At 63.5% G+C, this 17462-nt stretch carries 16 protein-coding genes; 8 read left to right on the plus strand and 8 right to left on the minus strand.

The annotated features are described in order from the left end of the window. The first annotated feature begins 104 nt into the window (after positions 1 to 104). Both BJ6T_RS28310 and BJ6T_RS28315 read left to right on the plus strand, forming a co-directional pair. Positions 105 to 1478, plus strand: coding sequence for an aldehyde dehydrogenase family protein (locus BJ6T_RS28310; protein WP_014495959.1), 1374 nt, complete (start codon positions 105 to 107; stop codon positions 1476 to 1478). A gap of 112 nt (positions 1479 to 1590) precedes the next feature. Beyond that, positions 1591 to 2391, plus strand: coding sequence for a type 1 glutamine amidotransferase domain-containing protein (locus BJ6T_RS28315; protein ID WP_014495960.1), 801 nt, complete (start codon positions 1591 to 1593; stop codon positions 2389 to 2391). A 117-nt stretch (positions 2392 to 2508) separates the two neighbouring features. On the opposite strand, the gene BJ6T_RS28320 is transcribed toward BJ6T_RS28315, so the two are convergent. Genes BJ6T_RS28320 through BJ6T_RS28330 form a run of 3 tightly spaced genes read right to left on the minus strand, consistent with a single transcriptional unit; the run spans position 2509 to position 5145 of the window. Then, on the minus strand, positions 2509 to 3165 hold the full coding sequence (locus BJ6T_RS28320; RefSeq protein ID WP_014495961.1) for a TadE/TadG family type IV pilus assembly protein: 657 nt from the start codon (positions 3163 to 3165) through the stop codon (positions 2509 to 2511). Continuing rightward, entirely contained in the window at positions 3165 to 3725 is a 561-nt protein-coding gene (locus BJ6T_RS28325) for a TadE/TadG family type IV pilus assembly protein (RefSeq protein WP_014495962.1), read from the minus strand. Before BJ6T_RS28325 ends, BJ6T_RS28320 begins: the two co-directional genes overlap by 1 nt. Positions 3726 to 3735: 10 nt before the next feature. Further along, positions 3736 to 5145 (minus strand): TadE/TadG family type IV pilus assembly protein, encoded by a 1410-nt coding sequence (locus BJ6T_RS28330; protein WP_014495963.1) that lies wholly within the window; start codon positions 5143 to 5145, stop codon positions 3736 to 3738. A 608-nt stretch (positions 5146 to 5753) separates the two neighbouring features. On the opposite strand from BJ6T_RS28330, the gene BJ6T_RS28335 reads away from it, so the two are divergent. Next, complete coding sequence (locus BJ6T_RS28335; protein ID WP_014495964.1) at positions 5754 to 7229, plus strand: FAD-binding oxidoreductase; 1476 nt, start codon at positions 5754 to 5756, stop codon at positions 7227 to 7229. 218 nt (positions 7230 to 7447) lie between these two features. After that, entirely contained in the window at positions 7448 to 7723 is a 276-nt protein-coding gene (locus tag BJ6T_RS28340; RefSeq protein WP_014495965.1) for a DUF3303 domain-containing protein, read from the plus strand. Positions 7724 to 7890: 167 nt separating this feature from the next. Here BJ6T_RS28340 and BJ6T_RS47515 read toward each other — a convergent pair whose 3' ends face one another. The 3 genes from BJ6T_RS47515 to BJ6T_RS28350 form a co-directional block, all read right to left on the minus strand. After that, positions 7891 to 8067 carry a hypothetical protein gene (locus tag BJ6T_RS47515; protein WP_157789039.1) on the minus strand — a complete coding sequence of 59 codons (177 nt, stop codon included), beginning with the start codon at positions 8065 to 8067 and terminating at the stop codon, positions 7891 to 7893. Between the two features lie 144 nt (positions 8068 to 8211). Continuing rightward, entirely contained in the window at positions 8212 to 9771 is a 1560-nt protein-coding gene (locus BJ6T_RS28345) for an acyl-CoA carboxylase subunit beta (protein WP_014495966.1), read from the minus strand. Beyond that, positions 9701 to 10675 carry an IclR family transcriptional regulator gene (locus tag BJ6T_RS28350; RefSeq protein ID WP_014495967.1) on the minus strand — a complete coding sequence of 325 codons (975 nt, stop codon included), beginning with the start codon at positions 10673 to 10675 and terminating at the stop codon, positions 9701 to 9703. The genes BJ6T_RS28345 and BJ6T_RS28350 overlap by 71 nt, the downstream gene beginning before the upstream one ends. 94 nt (positions 10676 to 10769) lie before the next feature. Here BJ6T_RS28350 and BJ6T_RS28355 point away from each other — a divergent pair, with 94 nt between their 5' ends. The 4 genes from BJ6T_RS28355 to glsA all read left to right on the plus strand — a co-directional run bounded on the left by BJ6T_RS28355 (position 10770) and on the right by glsA (position 16301). After that, entirely contained in the window at positions 10770 to 10991 is a 222-nt protein-coding gene (locus BJ6T_RS28355) for a biotin/lipoyl-containing protein (RefSeq protein ID WP_014495968.1), read from the plus strand. Between the two features lie 165 nt (positions 10992 to 11156). Further along, a complete protein-coding gene (locus BJ6T_RS28360; protein ID WP_014495969.1) occupies positions 11157 to 12323 on the plus strand; it encodes a TAXI family TRAP transporter solute-binding subunit in 1167 nt (388 codons plus the stop codon). 36 nt (positions 12324 to 12359) lie between these two features. Further along, positions 12360 to 14432, plus strand: a complete 2073-nt coding sequence (locus BJ6T_RS28365; protein WP_014495970.1) for a TRAP transporter permease — start codon at positions 12360 to 12362, stop codon at positions 14430 to 14432. A gap of 21 nt (positions 14433 to 14453) precedes the next feature. Then, positions 14454 to 16301 (plus strand): glutaminase A, encoded by a 1848-nt coding sequence (glsA, locus tag BJ6T_RS28370; RefSeq protein ID WP_014495971.1) that lies wholly within the window; start codon positions 14454 to 14456, stop codon positions 16299 to 16301. A gap of 15 nt (positions 16302 to 16316) precedes the next feature. On the opposite strand, the gene BJ6T_RS28375 is transcribed toward glsA, so the two are convergent. Together BJ6T_RS28375 and BJ6T_RS28380 are read right to left on the minus strand one after the other, a co-directional pair. Further along, on the minus strand, positions 16317 to 16619 hold the full coding sequence (locus tag BJ6T_RS28375; RefSeq protein ID WP_014495972.1) for a nucleoside triphosphate pyrophosphohydrolase family protein: 303 nt from the start codon (positions 16617 to 16619) through the stop codon (positions 16317 to 16319). Between the two features lie 26 nt (positions 16620 to 16645). After that, complete coding sequence (locus BJ6T_RS28380) at positions 16646 to 17173, minus strand: carboxymuconolactone decarboxylase family protein (protein ID WP_014495973.1); 528 nt, start codon at positions 17171 to 17173, stop codon at positions 16646 to 16648. Positions 17174 to 17462: the final 289 nt, after the last annotated feature.

A 17462-nucleotide genomic window follows, 5' to 3' on the forward strand; every position in this document is an offset into this window, starting at 1 on the left:
TTTTTACTATAATTAACCGCAGGTCTCTCGGCACATCGCTAGACTGTTGATGCGCGACGATGCTTCCAGGCCACGCCACAACAGAACACAGCGTGGAGTGAATCATGATCAAAGTTGTACAGGCATTCGACCGAACGGAAATCACCGAGCTCGCCAGTGACGACGCCGCCGCGCTGGAGGCAAAGTTCGAGACCGCGCGAAAGCTGTTCGCGGACCGAAAGGCCTGGCTGAAGCCGCATCAGCGGATCGCCATTCTCAACAGGCTCGCCGATCTGGTCTCGGCGAAGCGGCAGGATTTTGGTATCCTGATCGCCCGCGAAGGCGGCAAGCCGCTCACGGATGCGTTGATCGAGACGGATCGGGCGATCGACGGCATCCGCTCGGCAGCTGATTTTTTGCGGACCCGCGGCGGGGTCGAGGTCCCGATGGGCCTGACGCCCGCAAGCGATGGCCGGCGCGCATGGACCATCAAGGAACCCATCGGCATTGTCGCGGCGATCTCGGCCTTCAATCATCCCCTCAACCTGATCGTTCACCAGGTCGCACCGGCGATCGCGACGGGTTGCCCTGTCATCGTCAAGCCGGCCGGCACAACGCCCCTGTGCTGCGTCGAGCTCGTGAAGCTCGTCCACGAGGCCGGCATGCCCGAGGGCTGGGTGCAGACGTTCCTCCCGGAGGATCACAGCCTGCCTGAAAAATTCGCGACCGACCCGCGCGTCGCCTTCTTGAGCTTCATCGGCTCGGCGCGCGTCGGCTGGCATCTGCGATCGGTCATCACCCCCGGTGCACGCTGCGCCCTCGAGCACGGCGGTGTCGCGCCCCTCATCGTCGACCGCAGCGCCGACCTCGAAAAGATCATCGAGCCGATCGCCAAGGGCGGCTATTACCACGCGGGGCAAGTCTGCGTGTCGGTCCAGCGCATCTATGTGCATTCCGCGCTTCAGAAGGAGTTCGTCGACCGCTTCGCGGCCAGGGTCGAGGCCCTGAAGGTGGGAGACCCGACGCTCCCCGAGACAGAGGTGGGACCGCTGATTACGCCGCAGGAGGTTGCGCGTGTCGAAGGCTGGATCAATGAGGCGGTTTCGGCCGGGACACGACAGATCGGGGGCGGCCGGTTGAGCGAGACCACGCTCAAGCCATCGATCCTGATCTCGCCGCCGCGCGATGCCAAGGTTTCCACGCTGGAGGTGTTCGGGCCGGTGACCTGCGTCTATCCGTTCGATCGCATCGACGACGCGATCGCGGAAGCCAACTCGCTTCCGGTCTCATTCCAGTCCGCCATCTTCACGCGCGACCTCGCGGTCGCGCTCGATGCGGCGGAGCGCCTCGACGCGGCGGCGGTGATGATCAACGACCACACCGCCTTCCGCACCGACTGGATGCCGTTCGCGGGCCGCCGCGTGTCCGGCCATGGCGTCGGCGGCATTCCCTACACGATGCACGAGATGACGGCGGAGAAGATGATCGTGTTCAGGTGATCGCCGAACACGCGCAGGCTCGGTGGAGCAGGACGAAGAAGTGGCCCGGACAGCCCTTGCCGCGATCGAGGGGGCCGCGGGCCAGTCATGAACCCAACAGTCAGGAGATCACATGTCCAAAGGAAAAGTGCTCGTTGTCGGCTCCAATGCCACCCGTATCGAAATCCAGGGCGGCGGCACCGGACCGACCGGCCAATACCTCAATGAAACCGTCGTGCCGGCAATGGCCGTGGTCGATGCCGGCTACGAGGTGGTGCTGGCGACGCCGAACGGCAAGCAACCGTACATCGATCCGGCCTCCGATCATGCGGCCCATTTCGGCGGCGACGAGAAGGCCTACCGGCGGGGACGCGACTTCTTCGACAAGGACCCGGCGATGACCAACGTCCATACGTTGCGCGCGATCGTGGACGGAGGACTGGATCAATATGCCGCCGTTTTCGTCCCCGGCGGGCAGGGTCCGGTCGTCGACCTCATGCAGGATGCCGAGCTCGGCAAGATCCTGCGATATTTCCGCGAACGGAAGAAGCCGACCGCGCTGCTCTGCCACGGACCGATCGCAACGCTGGCCGCCCTGCCCGACGCCAAGGCCTATCGCGCCGCGCTGATCGCCGGCGACAAGGCCAAGGTCGCGGAGCTCGGAAAGGGCTGGCAATATGCGGGCTACAAGATGACGGTGTTCACCGCCTCGGAAGAGATACCGATCGAGGAGCAGTTCCTGCATGGCAAGATCTACTTCACCATGCCGGACGCGCTGGGAGCTGCGGGTGCCGAGGTCAGCCGAAGCGCCGTCGACTTCGAGCCCTACGTCGTCGAGGACCGCGAGCTGATCACCGGCCAAAATCCGCGGTCCGACCATCCCATCGCGGCAAAGCTGATCGCAGCGCTCGACCGCGCCACTGTGGCGGCGTAAGCGTTTAGCCCAATGTCATCCCGGCCTAATGCGCAATTGCGCACAGGGGCCGGGAGGACATCGGGACAGAAGCCTGCCTCAGCAGCATCCGGCTTCTTTCAACCGCGATCCGTGAAACTAACAGGCCTTCTGCTGCAAGTGCTGCACGCAGGTGCAGGTCTTCGTCGCCGGATATTTCACGTCGTAGTACGGAGGGCTCAACGTGGCCGGGCCGTTCGTCGAGCAGCGCGGGAACAGGTAATAGCTGTCGGACAGCTTCACCGTGCCGGCGATCGTGAAGCCGAGGTTGGGCGCGTAGTCGTAGGACACCTCGCTCAGGATGAGCGAGATGTTGGCATTGGTGGGATTCTTATCGGGTGCGGTGAACGAGGACAACGTCATCGGGTCGCCCTTCTTCCTCGCTCCCGTCGAGCTGGTCGACGTGCTCCATTGCACTGTCGCGTTGCCATTGCCGTCGGTCGAGACCTCGGAGACCGTGATCGTCATCAGCGAGGTGCTGCCGTTCTTGATGGGATAGGGAGCCATGATGGAGCTCGCCGCAGCGAGAATGCCGTCCATCTGGGTCGACGTGACGGCCGTGTTCTGCGAGATCATGTCGGCAACGCTGTGCGCGGTCGCGCTGACCTTGACGTTCATGGCGAGCCCGTTGCCGAGCTCGACGCCGCCGACATAGAGCACCAGCATGAACGGCGTCACGATGGCGAATTCCGTCGCTGCAACGGCGCGTACATCGGTCAACATCTGCCGAGCGCGAGACGACAGGGCGGAGATCATCAGGTGGCTCCTGGCTCGTTCTGGAACGCGGCGGACGACATGAGCAGCCGGTTGCCATTGCTAAGGTTCGAGAGATTGAAGCCGAGCGGCCCGAGCACGACCGGCCAGACATACATGACGCGGAGAACGACGATATCGCCGGAATCGCCCGGATTGTATTGCCAGCTGTTGGTCACATTGCCCGAGCCGTCGAAGGTCAGCGTGGGCGTCGCCGTGTTCGCGGAAGACCAGGACGTCGCGACCTGCATGTCGACCATCAGGCCGCTGCAATTGAACAGGATCACGATCTGTTCGCAGACCTTCTGCTTGAACACCGCCTGGTTCATCTGCGCCGACTGAACCTGCCCCGTCATGACGAGACGCGCCGACTGGCGCACCACGGATTCAAGCATCTGCTGGGCAAAGAAGACCAGAAACGTCTGAATGAGCGCGATGACGAGGGCGAGGAACGGCGCGGCAACGAGCGCGAATTCAACGGCTGTGGCGCCCCTGTTGTCCCGGGCGAAAGCTGCGCAGCGACCGCCGCGCCTCTGTCTCGTTACAGCCTTTGGAACAGTCATGGCGCTTTCTCTACTGCACGAGGCTGGCAGTGCTTGACGCGACCTTGATGAAGAGGTCCGTCAGCGCATCTTTAATGTCCCCGCCGCTCTGAACACTTTTATAGAAACCAGGCGAGGCGCATGCTTGGAGGTTTTGCGCAATCTTGCCGGTTGAAGAAGTAGGCTGGTCGTACTTGTCGATCCAGGTCATGTACCAGTTATCCGTTTTCTGGATACCGGTGGCCGGGTTGGCGATAAGTTGCAGATACTCGGTGTAGAGGACGGCGATCTTGATACCCCGGTTCTTGATGGTCGTGCACATCGTCGTGTCGAGCGGTTGCTGGCATCGACTGTTGGAGGCGAAGGTCGCGTTGGGGCAAGTCGCGGAGATTTTGTCTTCGACGCCGTCGGTGACAAGGAACACCACTTCCTGCGGCGTATCTCCCTGCGCGTTACTGCCAAGCCCGGGAGTGGGCATGATGTCGTTGATGCTTTTGAGCGTGCCGGCGATATCTGTGCCATTGTCGGTCTTGCAGTTGGTTGTCGGAACGACGCAGTTCTGGTAGGCGACCGGCATCAGCGAGATGTTGTTAACCTGGGCTCCGGCGAGGCTTGGAGTGGTCAGCTTGGCCAGTTCGTTCAAACTCAGGTCGAACGTATAGAGCGCCGCTTTGTAGGTGGTGTTGTTCAAGGCCGACATGCATTGCATGACGCCTCCCGAAATTCCCGACTGCGGGCAGTTCGACCATGAATTGAGCAACTGGTTGACGGCACTCGTCACGAGATCGATCCGCAAGGTGATGTTTCTTTGTCGCGCGATCGCGAGGTTATCCTTGGTCCCGCCGTCGTGAGCGATATCGGTTTGATGACAGGCGAAGCCGCAATTCTGCGAGGCTGCCGCGGACTGGTACGCGGGAGCGGTGTACTTGATGAGGTTGCTGATGTCGCCCGCGGTCGCGCCGATGCCCATGGACGGCGAGTCATCCATCAGCAGATAGAAATTCATGTTGGGCGCGCTGGACGCCTTTGCCGTCGCCGAACCGGCGACGTCCCAGGTCTGCTTGCCGAGAACGCTGGGGAAATTGTTGACGGACTTCGCGGTGTAGGAAACCGTGATGGTTCGCGCGAGACCGGAATCCGTGACGGTGACCGTCGGCGTCGGCACCGACGACAGACCGGGAAGATTGGCCTTCGCTGCGAAGACGGCTGCGGCGGTGGCCTGGACGACGGTCTTGTCGCTCTGGGTCAGCATCGCCGGCCGCACGGCTGCGATCGCGGCCGCGTCGGCGGCTGCGTCCAGTTGCTCGCGCTTGCGGACGGCCTGCGTGTAGTCGAGCGTCATGCCCAGGAGAAAGATGATCGGGACCATCGTGAGGGCAAAGATAACGGCGATGTTGGCCTTCCGGTCTCTTGCGAAACGGAGCACTACCCGGCGGAGCATGACCTTCATCCTGATTGCCGTCGTGGCGGCAGAGAGCAATTCCTAAAGTCTTTTGATCGGGGCAACCGATGGGATTACCGCTGCCGGTCGCCCGCCAATCGCAGGCTGGAATATGGATATGGCCTTCTTAATCAAGACTTACGGGCAATCCACAAACAGGGAGTGCAACGGAGTGGGATGTTCCATATCGAGAGGACATCATTAACGTCGGTTAAACGCGATCGCAGAGATTGAGGGGTAGGCGGCCTGCGGTGAGGTCGATACGGCCTAACGCCGGCGCTAGCGGGCGGCGCCCTCCGTAAGCGGCCGCAGGCGGCGTCGATGTCGGCGCGGCAGGCGGGCTGCGATACCGCTTTCGAGGGCAGGCCGAACGAACACGAGGAGAGACATAGCGGCAGCTCGCCTGCGGCCCATCCTTCGGGACGCCCGCCTCCGACGGGCCCTCAGGATGAGGTCGCGTTTTGCGGCGAGACATCTACCCCTCGTGGTGAGGAGTCCGCAAAGGCAGGTACGCGCCATATTGCCATTAGACTCCCCGCCGCAAACGTGGAGAATGCCCCCGCACGTCACGTGCGCAGTGCACACCAAGATGCGCCAGGGGAAACAAAATGCCGGCTGCCTTCCCGTCGTCCCTACCCACCATCCCGACCGCTCCTTTGACCGCCCGGATGCGCGATGCGTTGCGCGCGATCGTCGGCGAGAAGGGCCTCGTCGAGGACGAGCACGGCAAGCAGCCGTTCGTGACGGACTGGCGCGGATTGCTGGTCGGCGGCGCGGGCGCCGTCGTTCGTCCTGGCAGCACCGAGGAAGTCTCCAAAGTGGTCCGGCTTTGCCATGAGCACGGCGTCGCGATCGTGCCGCAGGGTGGCAACACCGGTCTGATGGGCGGGGCCACGCCCTGGCCGGCGCACACCGGCATCGTGTTGTCGCTCGGCCGCATGAACCGCGTGCTGGACGTCGATGCCGTCGGTTACGCGATGACGGTCGAGGCCGGGTGTGTTCTCCAGACGCTTCAGGAGACCGCAAGCCGTCACGACAGGTTCCTGCCGCTCAGTCTTGGCGCCCAGGGCTCGTGCATGATCGGCGGCAACCTGTCTACCAACGCCGGCGGCGTGCAGGTGCTCCGCTATGGCAATGCCCGCAACCTCGTCTTGGGGCTCGAAGTCGTGCTGGCCAACGGGGACGTCTGGGACGGACTGCGCGCGCTCAAGAAGGACAACACGGGCTACGACCTCAAGCACCTTTTCATGGGCGCCGAGGGAACGCTGGGCATCATCACGAAGGCCGTCCTCAAGCTGTGGCCGGCGCCGAAGGACGTCTGCACGGCGTGGCTAGCGGTCCGCGATCCGCGCGCGGCGCTGGAGATCCTGTCCGAAGCCCATGCCGCATCAGGGGACAATGTCGGCTCATGCGAGCTGATGAGCCGCAGCGCCATCGACATGGTGCTGCGCCATATCCCCGGCACCCAGGATCCGCTCAAGGCGGACACGCCATGGTACCTCCTGCTCGAATGGTCGTCCTCGCGGGCCCGACAGGACGGGACCGAGGGCATGACCGAGAAGCTGGAGCAGTTTCTCGCCGATCAGCTCGAGGCCGGCCGCGTGCTCGACGCGGCGATCGCGCACACCGGAAATCAATCGCGCAACATGTGGCGCATCCGGGAAAGCGTCGCCGAGGCCTCCCGTGCCGAGGGGCCGGGACTGAGCTACGACGTGTCGGTGGCCATCTCCAGGATACCCGGGTTCATCGACCAGGGACTCAAGGCCGTGCTCGACATTCTCCCGACCATCCGCCCCTATCCTTTGGGGCACATCGGCGACGGCAATCTGCATTTCTCGTTCATGGGTCCCAAAGGCATGGATCAGCAGACGCTGACCCAATATTCGTCCGCCATCACGCGGGCCGTGAACGATCTCATCACCTCGATGGGCGGCTCGATCTCGGCGGAGCACGGCATCGGCATCGACAAGCTCGACGAGCTCAGTCACTACCGCTCGAAGACCGAGCTCGACATCATGCGCACCATCAAGCGCGCGCTCGATCCGCAGAACATCATGAATCCCGGCAAGGTGCTGCGGCTGTGATGAGGTGGCGCTTCGCCGCTTGTCTTCGGCTGCGTCGATGTCAGAGCGGTAGCAGAACGCGAACACTCGCCTTGGACACACGACCAAGTCCGTTTCGGCTTCCGCATCGCACTCACCGACGGGTTCATTCGTCGTTGTTATTCGACACGCCAGCGCTATTGTGCGCGGGCGGCGCAGCCGCGGCATTCATCCAATAATTCAGATTATGGGAGAATCGCATGAAATTCATTACAAGCTGGAGTGTACCTCAAGGCACCTTCAATGCGGCCGTCAGCCGCTTTCTGGAAACCGGCGGAGCGCCACCCGAAGGCGTCAAGATGCTGGGCCGGTGGCATGGCATGAACGGACAGGGATTTGCGATCTCTGAATCGAGCGATCCAAAGGCGATGTATCGCTGGCACGCACAGTGGGCCGACCTGCTCCCATTGACCGTCACACCCTGTCTGGAGGATGGCGACGCGGGCGAAGTGATGGCCTCGCTGCCCAAGCGCTAATCGTCAATCCTCATGCCATTGCCGCCGAAGACCGGCGGCAGTGGCATCCCCGGCAGGTCTAAAATGCCGATCTGTCCGGCCGACGGCCGTGGCCGTTTCCATGGCGGCTTACAACGAATGTGTTTGCGGGTATTTCGATAGGGTCGTCAGTGACGGCTGCGATTCCTTTAGCGATCAGGTGGCGGGCGCGGAATCACCCATTGCTCGAGGCGATCGATTGATGCCTCCCGTTCATGCTGGCCCAACCAAATCGTAAAGAGAACCAGCGCGGCGGCGAGAGCCCCAATGCCGAAATACAGGTTCCTCATGCGCGTTTGAATGCGCAGCGCCGCGAATGGTTCCATCCATCACGACTTTCACCGCGCCGCTCCACGAGAAGCGAAGCGACGAGGCAATCCAGACGGCCTCCGCGGGTAATATCTGGATGCTTCGCGGAGCCTGTCATCGGGGCCTCGCTTCGCGCGCACCCGGTTGCTGGCAGTGACCGCCTACGGCCTGATCGAAAAGTTCTCCGGCGGCCCGGCCTTTCGCAGCGGCTCGGCGAGCCTTGCGAACTCGCACAGCAGCGACCGCGTCTTCCTGGGATCGATGATCTCCTCGACCCAGAATTTTTCGGCCGAGCGGAACGGCGAGCGCAGCTTGTTGAGACGTTCCTCGATCTCCCTCAGCTTGCCCGCCCTGTCCTCGGCCGCATCGATGTCGGCGCGGTAGGCGGCTTCGATGCCACCTTCGAGCGGCAGCGAACCCCAATAGGCTGACGGCCAGGCGTAACGGATCGAGAATCGGTCGGCGGGCTGATGCACCACGCCGGCGACGCCGAAGGCGTTGCGCAGAATCACGGTGCACCAGGGCACCGTGGTCTGGTTGACCGCGGCCATGGCGCGGACGCCGTGGCGGATGGTGGCCGCCTTCTCGGCGTCGAGGCCGATCATGAAGCCCGGGCAGTCCATGAGATAGACGATCGGCAGATGGAAGGTCTCGGCGAAGTCGACCCAGCGCACCACCTTCTGGCACGCATCCGCGGTCCACGAGCCGCCATAGTGGAAACTGTCGCTCGCAAGCACCATCACCGCCCTGCCCTCGAGCCGGGCGAGACCGACGATGATTGGCTTGCCGAAATTCTTGGCGACCTCGAAGAACGAGCCCTTGTCGACGACCTGCTCGACGATCGGCCGCATCTTGTAGACCTGCTTGCGGTTGCGCGGCACCGCGTTCATCAGGGCTTCTTCGGTGCGCTCCGGATCGTCGGTGCAGGGCAAGGTCGGCGGCAGCTCATAGACCGATGACGGCAGGTAAGAGAGAAAGCGCCGCGCGCAGGCGAACGCCTCTTCTTCCGTATCGACGGCGTGATCGACCGCGCCGGCGCGAGTCTGGATGTCGGCACCGCCGAGCTCCTCTTTGGTGAGGTCCTGCCCGAGCGCCTTCACGACCGGCGGTCCCGCGACGAACATCGCGGACTTCCGCGTCATGATGGAATAGTGGCTGGCAGCAAGACGCGCCGCGCCCAAGCCAGCGACCGAGCCGAGACCAAGTGCAACGACCGGCACGCGCGACAAATTCTCCGTCGTGAAGCGATACCAGCGCGTGCCGCCGATGCCGCCCGGCAGATTGGCCGCGCCCTTGGTCTCGATGGTCTTGACCGAGCCGCCGCCGCCCGAGCCCTCGATGATGCGGACGATGGGCAGCCGGAAATCATGCGCCATCTCCTCCGCCATCAACGGCTTGGCCGAGATCGACGCATCCGCCGAGCCGCCGCGGACGGTGAAATCGTCGCCGACCACCACGACCGTGCGGCCTTCGACGCGCGCACGACCGAACACGCAGTTCGCCGGCGTCAATTTCTGCAACTCGCCGCTGGAATCGTACTCGCCGATGCCGGAGACGGCACCGATCTCGTGAAAGCTACCGCTGTCGATCAGTCTGTCGATACGCTCCCGAACAGTCAGTCGGCCCTGGTCATGCTGACGCCTGACCTTGTCAACGCCGCCCATCTCCCGCGCGAAGGCTTCGCGCCGGGCGAGCTCGTCGAGTTCCGGCTTCCAGTTCATTCACTCCCTCCGAATTGATCGGCTTGTTATTGTTATGCACGGCCATTGCGACCGGTTTGCGCGAGAGGCGGTTGCTGAAGACATCACCTTCGGCGCCTTCGAGCAGGCTGCCGAGCGAGCGGCCGAGCGCGAGCATCAGCGGCGCGACTTCGGCATGCAGGCGCTGCTCGTCATACATCGACGACAGAAGGCCGATCGTGATGACGACGAAGGTCTGGTACTGCGGCGACCAGATCGGCACCGCGAGCCCGTTGATGTGCGGGCTCCACAGACCGCAGGCCACGACATAACCGTGCTCGCGCAACGACTGCCGGTTGGCCTCGATGCGCGGCCGCAGGATCTTTGCAGCCTCGGGCGCTTCCCGCTCCATGTCCGCGATGAAGGTGTCGCCAACCTCCGGCGCCAGCGCCGCGGTGTAGGCCGCGCCCGCGGCCGTCGAGGCCATCGAGATGCGGCTGCCGGTGCCCTCATGCAGACCGAGCGCCGTCGCCGAGCGCGCGAACTGGAGATAGACCAGATGGAAACGATCGGGGACGACGAAGCCGACAGTGCCCGGCAATTGCTCGGCGACTTCCTGGAGCCGCTGCCGGATCATGCTGCGCAGCTGCGCGCCCTTCATCATCGAGGCGCTCATCGCCACCGCGCTCGGACCGATGCGATACTTCTGATCGCGCGGCAGATACACGAGTTGCCCCATCCGCGTCAGCGTGTGCGTGAGCCGCGACACCGTCGAGCGCGGCAGGCCGCAGCGATTTGAAATCTCGAGATTGCCGAGTCGGGCCTCATGGCCCTCGAAGCATCGCAACACGTCGAACGCGCGCGACACCACCTGGATGACATCACCCTCGCCGGCATCGCCAGCGAGCGCACCTTGCCTGCTTAACCGCTCCGATCGTCGTCCCATGTTCCCTACCGTTCGTTCCGCTCTGCGGAATTAAATTCCACTTGCAGACGACGCTACCTCAGGCATTTTGCGACGACAACAAAAAGGCGATGGCATGCCAGAAATTAAGATCGTCACGGAGGTCGCCGGTCGCATCTGCGCAACTCCCGTGCAAGTTGGAGGAACCGTTGCGGATGGCGATGACGTTGTAGTCGTCGAAGCCATGAAGATGGAGATACCTGTGCCCTCGCCCGCGAGCGGCACGATCACGTCGCTGCTCGTCAAGCTCGACGATGTCGTCGCCGAAGGACAGGCGATCGCGATCGTCGCGAACTGACTGCATTATTCGTGGCTTCCGCGACAATCTGTCTGCCTCATCGCCGCGTTCGCGGTACGGCGTTGCCATCGCCTGATCGCGATGACATGATCCGTTTCAAACAAAAATCTGTTTCAAACAAAGAATGAAACTCTTCGCGGCACGCGAGGAGCATTGGAGGGAAACATGCTTCGTGGGCTGACCATGCTCGCGCCTGCCTTGGTTGCGGGCATTTCTTTTGCGTCTACACGCTATGCAATCGCCGAAGACATCAAGCTGCCGGCGACATTGACGTTCACCGCCTATGACACCGGCACCGCCGGCTTCAACATCGCGGTCGGCGTCGGCAAGATGATGAAGGACAAATACGGCACCGATGTGCGCGTGCTGCCCGCAGGCAACGACGTCGCGCGGCTTGCACCACTGCGCGCCAAGCGCGCGGCGTCATCCGCGATGGGATCGGGCACCTATTTCGCGCAGGAAGGCGTGTTCGAGTTCGGCTCGAAGGAATGGGGCCCGCAGCCGCTCCAGATCATGCTCTCGAGCGTCGATTGCAATTGCGGTTCGCTTGGGGTCGCAGCCGATAGCGGCGTGAAAGATCTGAAAGACCTGAAAGGCAAGCGCGTCGGATTCGTCGTGGGCTCGCCCGCGCTGAACCAGAACTCGCTCGCGGTGCTCGCCTTCGCAGGCCTGACGCAGAAGGACGTCAAGGTCGTCGAGTTCGCGAGCTACGGCGCGATGTGGAAAGGCTTGATCAACAACGACACCGACGCCGCCTTCGGCACCACCATCACCGGTCCCGCCAAGGAAGCCGAGACCTCGCCGCGCGGCCTGGTCTGGCCGCCACTGCCGGCGAAGGACAAGGAAGGCTGGGCGCGGATGCAGAAGGTCGGCTCGTTCTTCTTCCCGCAGACCGCGACCTGCGGCGCCGGCATCACGCCGGACAAGCCGATCGAGCTCGGCAACTACCCCTACCCGATCTTCGTCGCCTATGCCTCGCAGCCGGCCGACCAGGTCTATGCGATGACCAAGGCGATGATCGTCAACTACGACGCCTACAAGGACTCCGCGCCCGGCGCCGGCGGGCTCGCCGCCGACCGGCAGACCAAGAACTGGGTGGTGCCCGTGCATCCCGGCGCGGTGAAGGCCTTGAAAGAAGCCGGGCAATGGTCTGATGCGCAGGACGCGCACAACAACAAGCTGATCAAGCGGCAGGAGGTGCTTGGCGCGGCGTGGACCGAGTACGGCAAATCCAATCCGCCGGCGGATGACAAGGCGTTCCTCGATGGCTGGATGAAGGCGCGCGCGGCAGCGCTTGCGAAAGCCGACATGCCGAACGGGTTCGAGGACTAGTCCACAGCGGTTTATAGCCCGCGCACGGGGTCGATCATGTCTGCTTCAATCTCCACCGCCCCGCAGGACGAGGCCAAGCGGATCGTGTTCGACGATCCGCACGGCGCCGCCGGCAACATGCAGGAAGCAGAGGTAACGCGCGTCCGCACGCTTCGCGGCGCCTGGCGCTGGACGCTGGTGGCCGCGACGGCGGCAACCATCCTGCTCTGCATCAACCAGCAATTCTCGCTGCGCTTCTTCATCGGCTACACCCAGCTCAACACGGAGTACTTTTATCTCCTGATCGCCCTGATGCTGCCGTTCACGTTCCTGATCTTCCCGGGCACGGAGCGCGCGTCCCTCGACCGCATTCCCTGGTACGATCTCGTCTGCTTCGTCGTGACCTTCGCGGCCGCGCTGCTGCTGATGTCGAACGTGCGCAAGGCGGCCGAGGCCGGCTGGGAATTCGGCGGTGCGCCCAACACCGTGATCGCCGCAGGCCTTGTAATGTGGGTGATGCTGATGGAGGCGCTGCGGCGTACCGGCGGCTGGAGCCTGCTGCTGAGCGTGCTCCCCTTCACGGTCTATCCGCTATTCGCCGAATCCAGCTGGCTCGGGCCGTTCCGGGGCACACAATCGACGCTGGAACAGGCGACCGCCTATCACGTGCTGTCGGGTGAGAGCCTGCTCGGCATTCCCATCCAGGCCTTTGCCGACACCGTGATCGGCTTCCTCGTGTTCGGCACCGCGCTGATGATGACGGGCGCCGGCAAATTCTTCATCAATCTCGCCTTCGCGCTCTGCGGCACGTTTCGCGGTGGCGCGGCGAAGGTCTGCATCTTCGCCAGCGGCCTGCTCGGCATGATGTCGGGTTCGATCATCTCCAACGTGCTGACCGCCGGCACCATGACCATTCCGGTGATGAAGAAGAGCGGCTTTCGCGCGTCCTATGCCGGCGCGATCGAGGCCTGCGCCTCCACGGGCGCGGTGCTGGCCCCGCCGGTGATGGGCGCGACCGCCTTCGTGATCGCGCAATTCCTCAACGTCAGCTATGCCGATGTCGCGATCGCCGCGATCATTCCGGCAGCGCTCTATTATGTCGGCCTGTTCATGCAGGTCGACGCCTATGCAGCCCGCCACGGACTGAAGGGTATTCCGCGCGCCGAGCTGCCGCGGATCATGGATACGATCAGGGACGGCTGGTACTACGTCTTCGTGATCGCGCTCCTGATCGTGATGCTGCTCTACTTCAAGCGCGAAAGCCACGCGCCGTTCTATGCCACCGCGCTGCTGCTCGTGCTCAACCAGCTCTTCTCCAAGGACACGCGCTGGACGCTCGGCACGATCGGCAAGTTCCTGGAGGTCAACGGACGCACCTTCGTCGAGCTCGTCGGTATCCTCGCCGGCTGTGGCCTCTTGATCGGGGCGTTCTCGATGACCGGCGTGGTGTCGAGCCTTGCCAACGACCTCCTGCATATTGCCGGGGACAATCCCTTCCTGCTGCTCGGCATGTGCGCCCTCACCAGCCTGATCCTCGGCCTCGGGCTGACCACCACGGCCTGCTACATCTTCCTCGCCATCCTGGTCGCGCCCGCGCTTGAGAAGCTCGGGCTGAACAAGATGGCCGTGCACATGTTCATCTTCTACTGGGGCATGCTGTCGTCGATCACGCCGCCGGTAGCGATCGCCTCTTTTGCCGCCGCGGGCATTGCCGGCTCGCCGGCGATGAAGACCGGCTGGGAATCGATGTGGGTCGGCAGCATCATCTATTTCATCCCGTTCTTCTTCGTGCTCAACCCGGCGCTGGTGCTGCAGGGGCCAAGTCCGTATCTCGCCGGCCTCGGCCTGATGGCGCTCGCTGCGTTCGGGACACTGTTCATCTGCGGCGGCATCCAGGGTTACCAACCCTTCGTTGGCGATCTGCGCCGCGCCGGGATGCTGGAGTGGCCTTTGCGGGTGCTGCTGGTGATCGGCGGTTTTGTCGTGGCCACGCCGGGCGGCAGGATTATGCCGCTGTCGCAGATGCAGGTCACGCTGCTGGGCCTCGCGATCCTGGCGCCCACGGTCTTGATCGCCCTGCTGCTGGTCCGGCGGCAGACCGTGGTGCCGGACGGGTTGCGCGTGCCCTGATTGCGTTGCACAAGAGAGGCGATGACAACGTTCTCGCCTCTCGCCTCCGCCTGGACCCGCTCGAAGCCGCCATTGCTGCGGTTTCTGGGCAATTGTCTCAACGAATTCTCGGCCGAGACCGCAGGCCACGTCGCCGACTACATCCCCGAGCTGAGCAAGGCCGACCCTGCCCATTTTGGCATCAGCCTCGCGACCCTGGACGGCCATGTCTACGAGGTCGGCGACAGCCGGGTGCCCTTCACCATCCAGTCGATGTCGAAGCCCTTCGTGTTCGCGCTGGCGCTGGACCTCCTGGGCGCCAGCCGCGTCGAGAGCGCCATCGGCGTCGAGCCCTCGGGCGATCCCTTCAACTCGATCAGGCTCAATTCCGACAACCATCCGTTCAACCCGATGGTCAATGCCGGGGCGATCGCCTGCACCGGACTGATCTATGACAGCAAGGGCGCGGACGCCTTCGAGCAGATCCGGCTCGCGCTCAGCCGCTTTGCGGGGCGCGATCTCGCGGTGGACGAGGCCGTTTACAGCTCGGAGAGCCAGACCGGCGACCGCAACCGCGCCATCGGCTACCTGCTCAAGACCAATGCGGTGATCTCGGACAATGTCGCAGGCGTGCTCGAAGTCTATTTCCGGCAATGCGCGGTGCTGGTCACGGCGCGCGACATCGCGGTGATGGCGGCGACGCTCGCCAATCGCGGCGTCAATCCCGTCACGGGCGAACAGGTGCTGACGCCCTACGCGATCTCGCGCACGCTGTCGGTGATGACGTCATCGGGGATGTACGACTATGCCGGCGAATGGATCTACCGGATCGGCATTCCCGCCAAGAGCGGCGTCGGCGGCGGCATCCTGGCCGCACTCCCCGCCCGGCTCGGGCTCGGCAGCTATTCGCCGAAGCTCGACAAGCACGGCAACAGCGTGCGCGGCATCAAGGTCTGCGAGGCGCTGTCCTCGCATTACGACCTGCACATGCTCAACCGCAGCGACGACGCGCGCAACGCCGTGATCGCCGACTACGACATCGGCAAGAGCCCGTCGCGGCGCGTGCGCCGGCCGCAGGAGCGCGAGATTCTGGCCGCGCACGAGCAGGAGGTGCGGGTCATCGAGCTGGTCGGCACGCTGTCGCTGTCGGCGGTCGACTATGTCTCGCGCCGGCTGGCCGGACAGCTCCGGCCGCAAATCGTGATCTTCGATCTCCACCGCGTCACCTCCACCACGCGCGCCGGCGCGCGGCTCGTGGCCGAGGCGTTCGAGGAGCTGGCGGCGCTGAACGTGACCGTCGTGATTTCAGGCGTCCGACGCGCTTCCAAGGAGTGGGACAGCCTGCGGGAATGGACGGCGGAACTGAAGAACGTCCGCGACTTCTATCTGCTCGACACCGCGATCGAATGGGCGGAAGACCAGATCGTCTACCGCTACGGCGGCTCGATCGATTTCCACGAGACCACCGAGCTTGCCGAACAGCCGCTGCTATCAGGCATGAGCGAGGAAGAGCTGACCGACCTCGCCTCGATCTGCGCGATCCGGACCTTTCCATCCGGGGCAAAGATCATCACGACAGGCGCCCCCGCCGATTCCCTGTTCTTCCTGCGCAGCGGCGCCGTGCATGTCACCCTGCCCGACGGCGTGCGGCTGGCGACGCTGACCGCCGGCATGGCCTTCGGCGAGATGGCGCTGCTGGAACCGACGCGTTCGGCCGATGTTTTCGCGGACATGGCAGCGACCGCATTCGAGGTGCCGCTGAAGGATTTCGAGCGCTTCCGCAAGCAGCACCCGAGGGCCTCCGAGCGCATCATGCGCAATCTGGCGCAGCTGCTCGCCGACCGCCTGATCGTCGCCAATGCCAAGGTCGACATTCTGACGTCGACGTGAGCGCGCTGATCCGGGTCAGCGGCTCGCGGCTTCGCTCAGCCGTCGCTTGATCTTGGCCGCGCTCGCCTTGAGCAATTCGGATGGCTGCTGGCCGGTCGCGGCGCACAGGCAAGCCCAGTAGTAGATGACGTCGCCGAGCTCATCGACGAGGCCCGCCTTGTCGAGCCAATCATCGCGCAGCAGCTTCTTGATGTGGTCGGCGACCTCGCCGGACTCGCCGGCGAGGCCGAGCCCGAGATAGGACAGCCGCTCGTTGGACGGATGCTCATCGACTTTCGCAATGCTCGCGGCCCAGACCGCGTATTCATCGATCGTCATCGGCAAACCTCGCCACAGTTTTTGGATCAGCCCACCACTTCCGTGACGGGCTGGAGGTCGATTTCAAAGGTCTCCAGAAATTTCGACGTCATGATGTAGAAGCCGACCGAAAGCTGGAGCTCGACCAGCGCGGCCGGTGTCAGCTTCGCTGCGATCGCCTTGAACGTCGCATCCGTCGGCTTCTTCAGCTTCACGATCTCGTCGGTGAAGGCAAGTGCGGCGCGCTGCACCTCGTTGAAGCAGCTCGCGGCCTGCCAATTCTCCAGCGCTTCGTTCTGCTCATCGGTGACGCCGACATTCTTGCCGATGCGCTTGTGCGCGACGATCTCATACGGCGCCTCGCACAAAATCCCGGTGCGGGTGATTGCGAGCTCGCGCACGATGGGATCGAGCTCGCCCTTGTGGCGGATGGCTCCGCCGAGCCGGCAATACTGCTCAAAATAGCTCGGCGAGTGCGCCATCATGCGGAAGATGTTGGCGTTGCGGTTCTTGTCGAGAATTTCACGGGTGCGGTCGGACGCCTTGATCGGGTCGCTGTAGTTGATGCGGGCCATGATTTACCTGAAGATTTCCCTGAAGATTTCCCTGGGCCTTTGATGCTTTTTGTCGTTAGCGGCGAGAGTTCCACGAAACTGTATTCTGGCGTGACCGCAACAGCAACATCATCGAGTCAAAATGCCGCCGCATTGCTGATCGACCTTGGCACAGTCGATATTCGCCGCGTGGGGACAAATCACGGTGAATACTCGCAAGGGGTGTTCCGAGTAAAAAACAATTGACCGTCGGGTGCGCTAGCCGCGCAACGATGAGTCACGCCCAAGTCTAGGGAGAAAAAGGCATGAA

Origin of the sequence: Bradyrhizobium japonicum USDA 6 (assembly GCF_000284375.1) — a bacterium.
Lineage (GTDB): Bacteria > Pseudomonadota > Alphaproteobacteria > Rhizobiales > Xanthobacteraceae > Bradyrhizobium > Bradyrhizobium japonicum.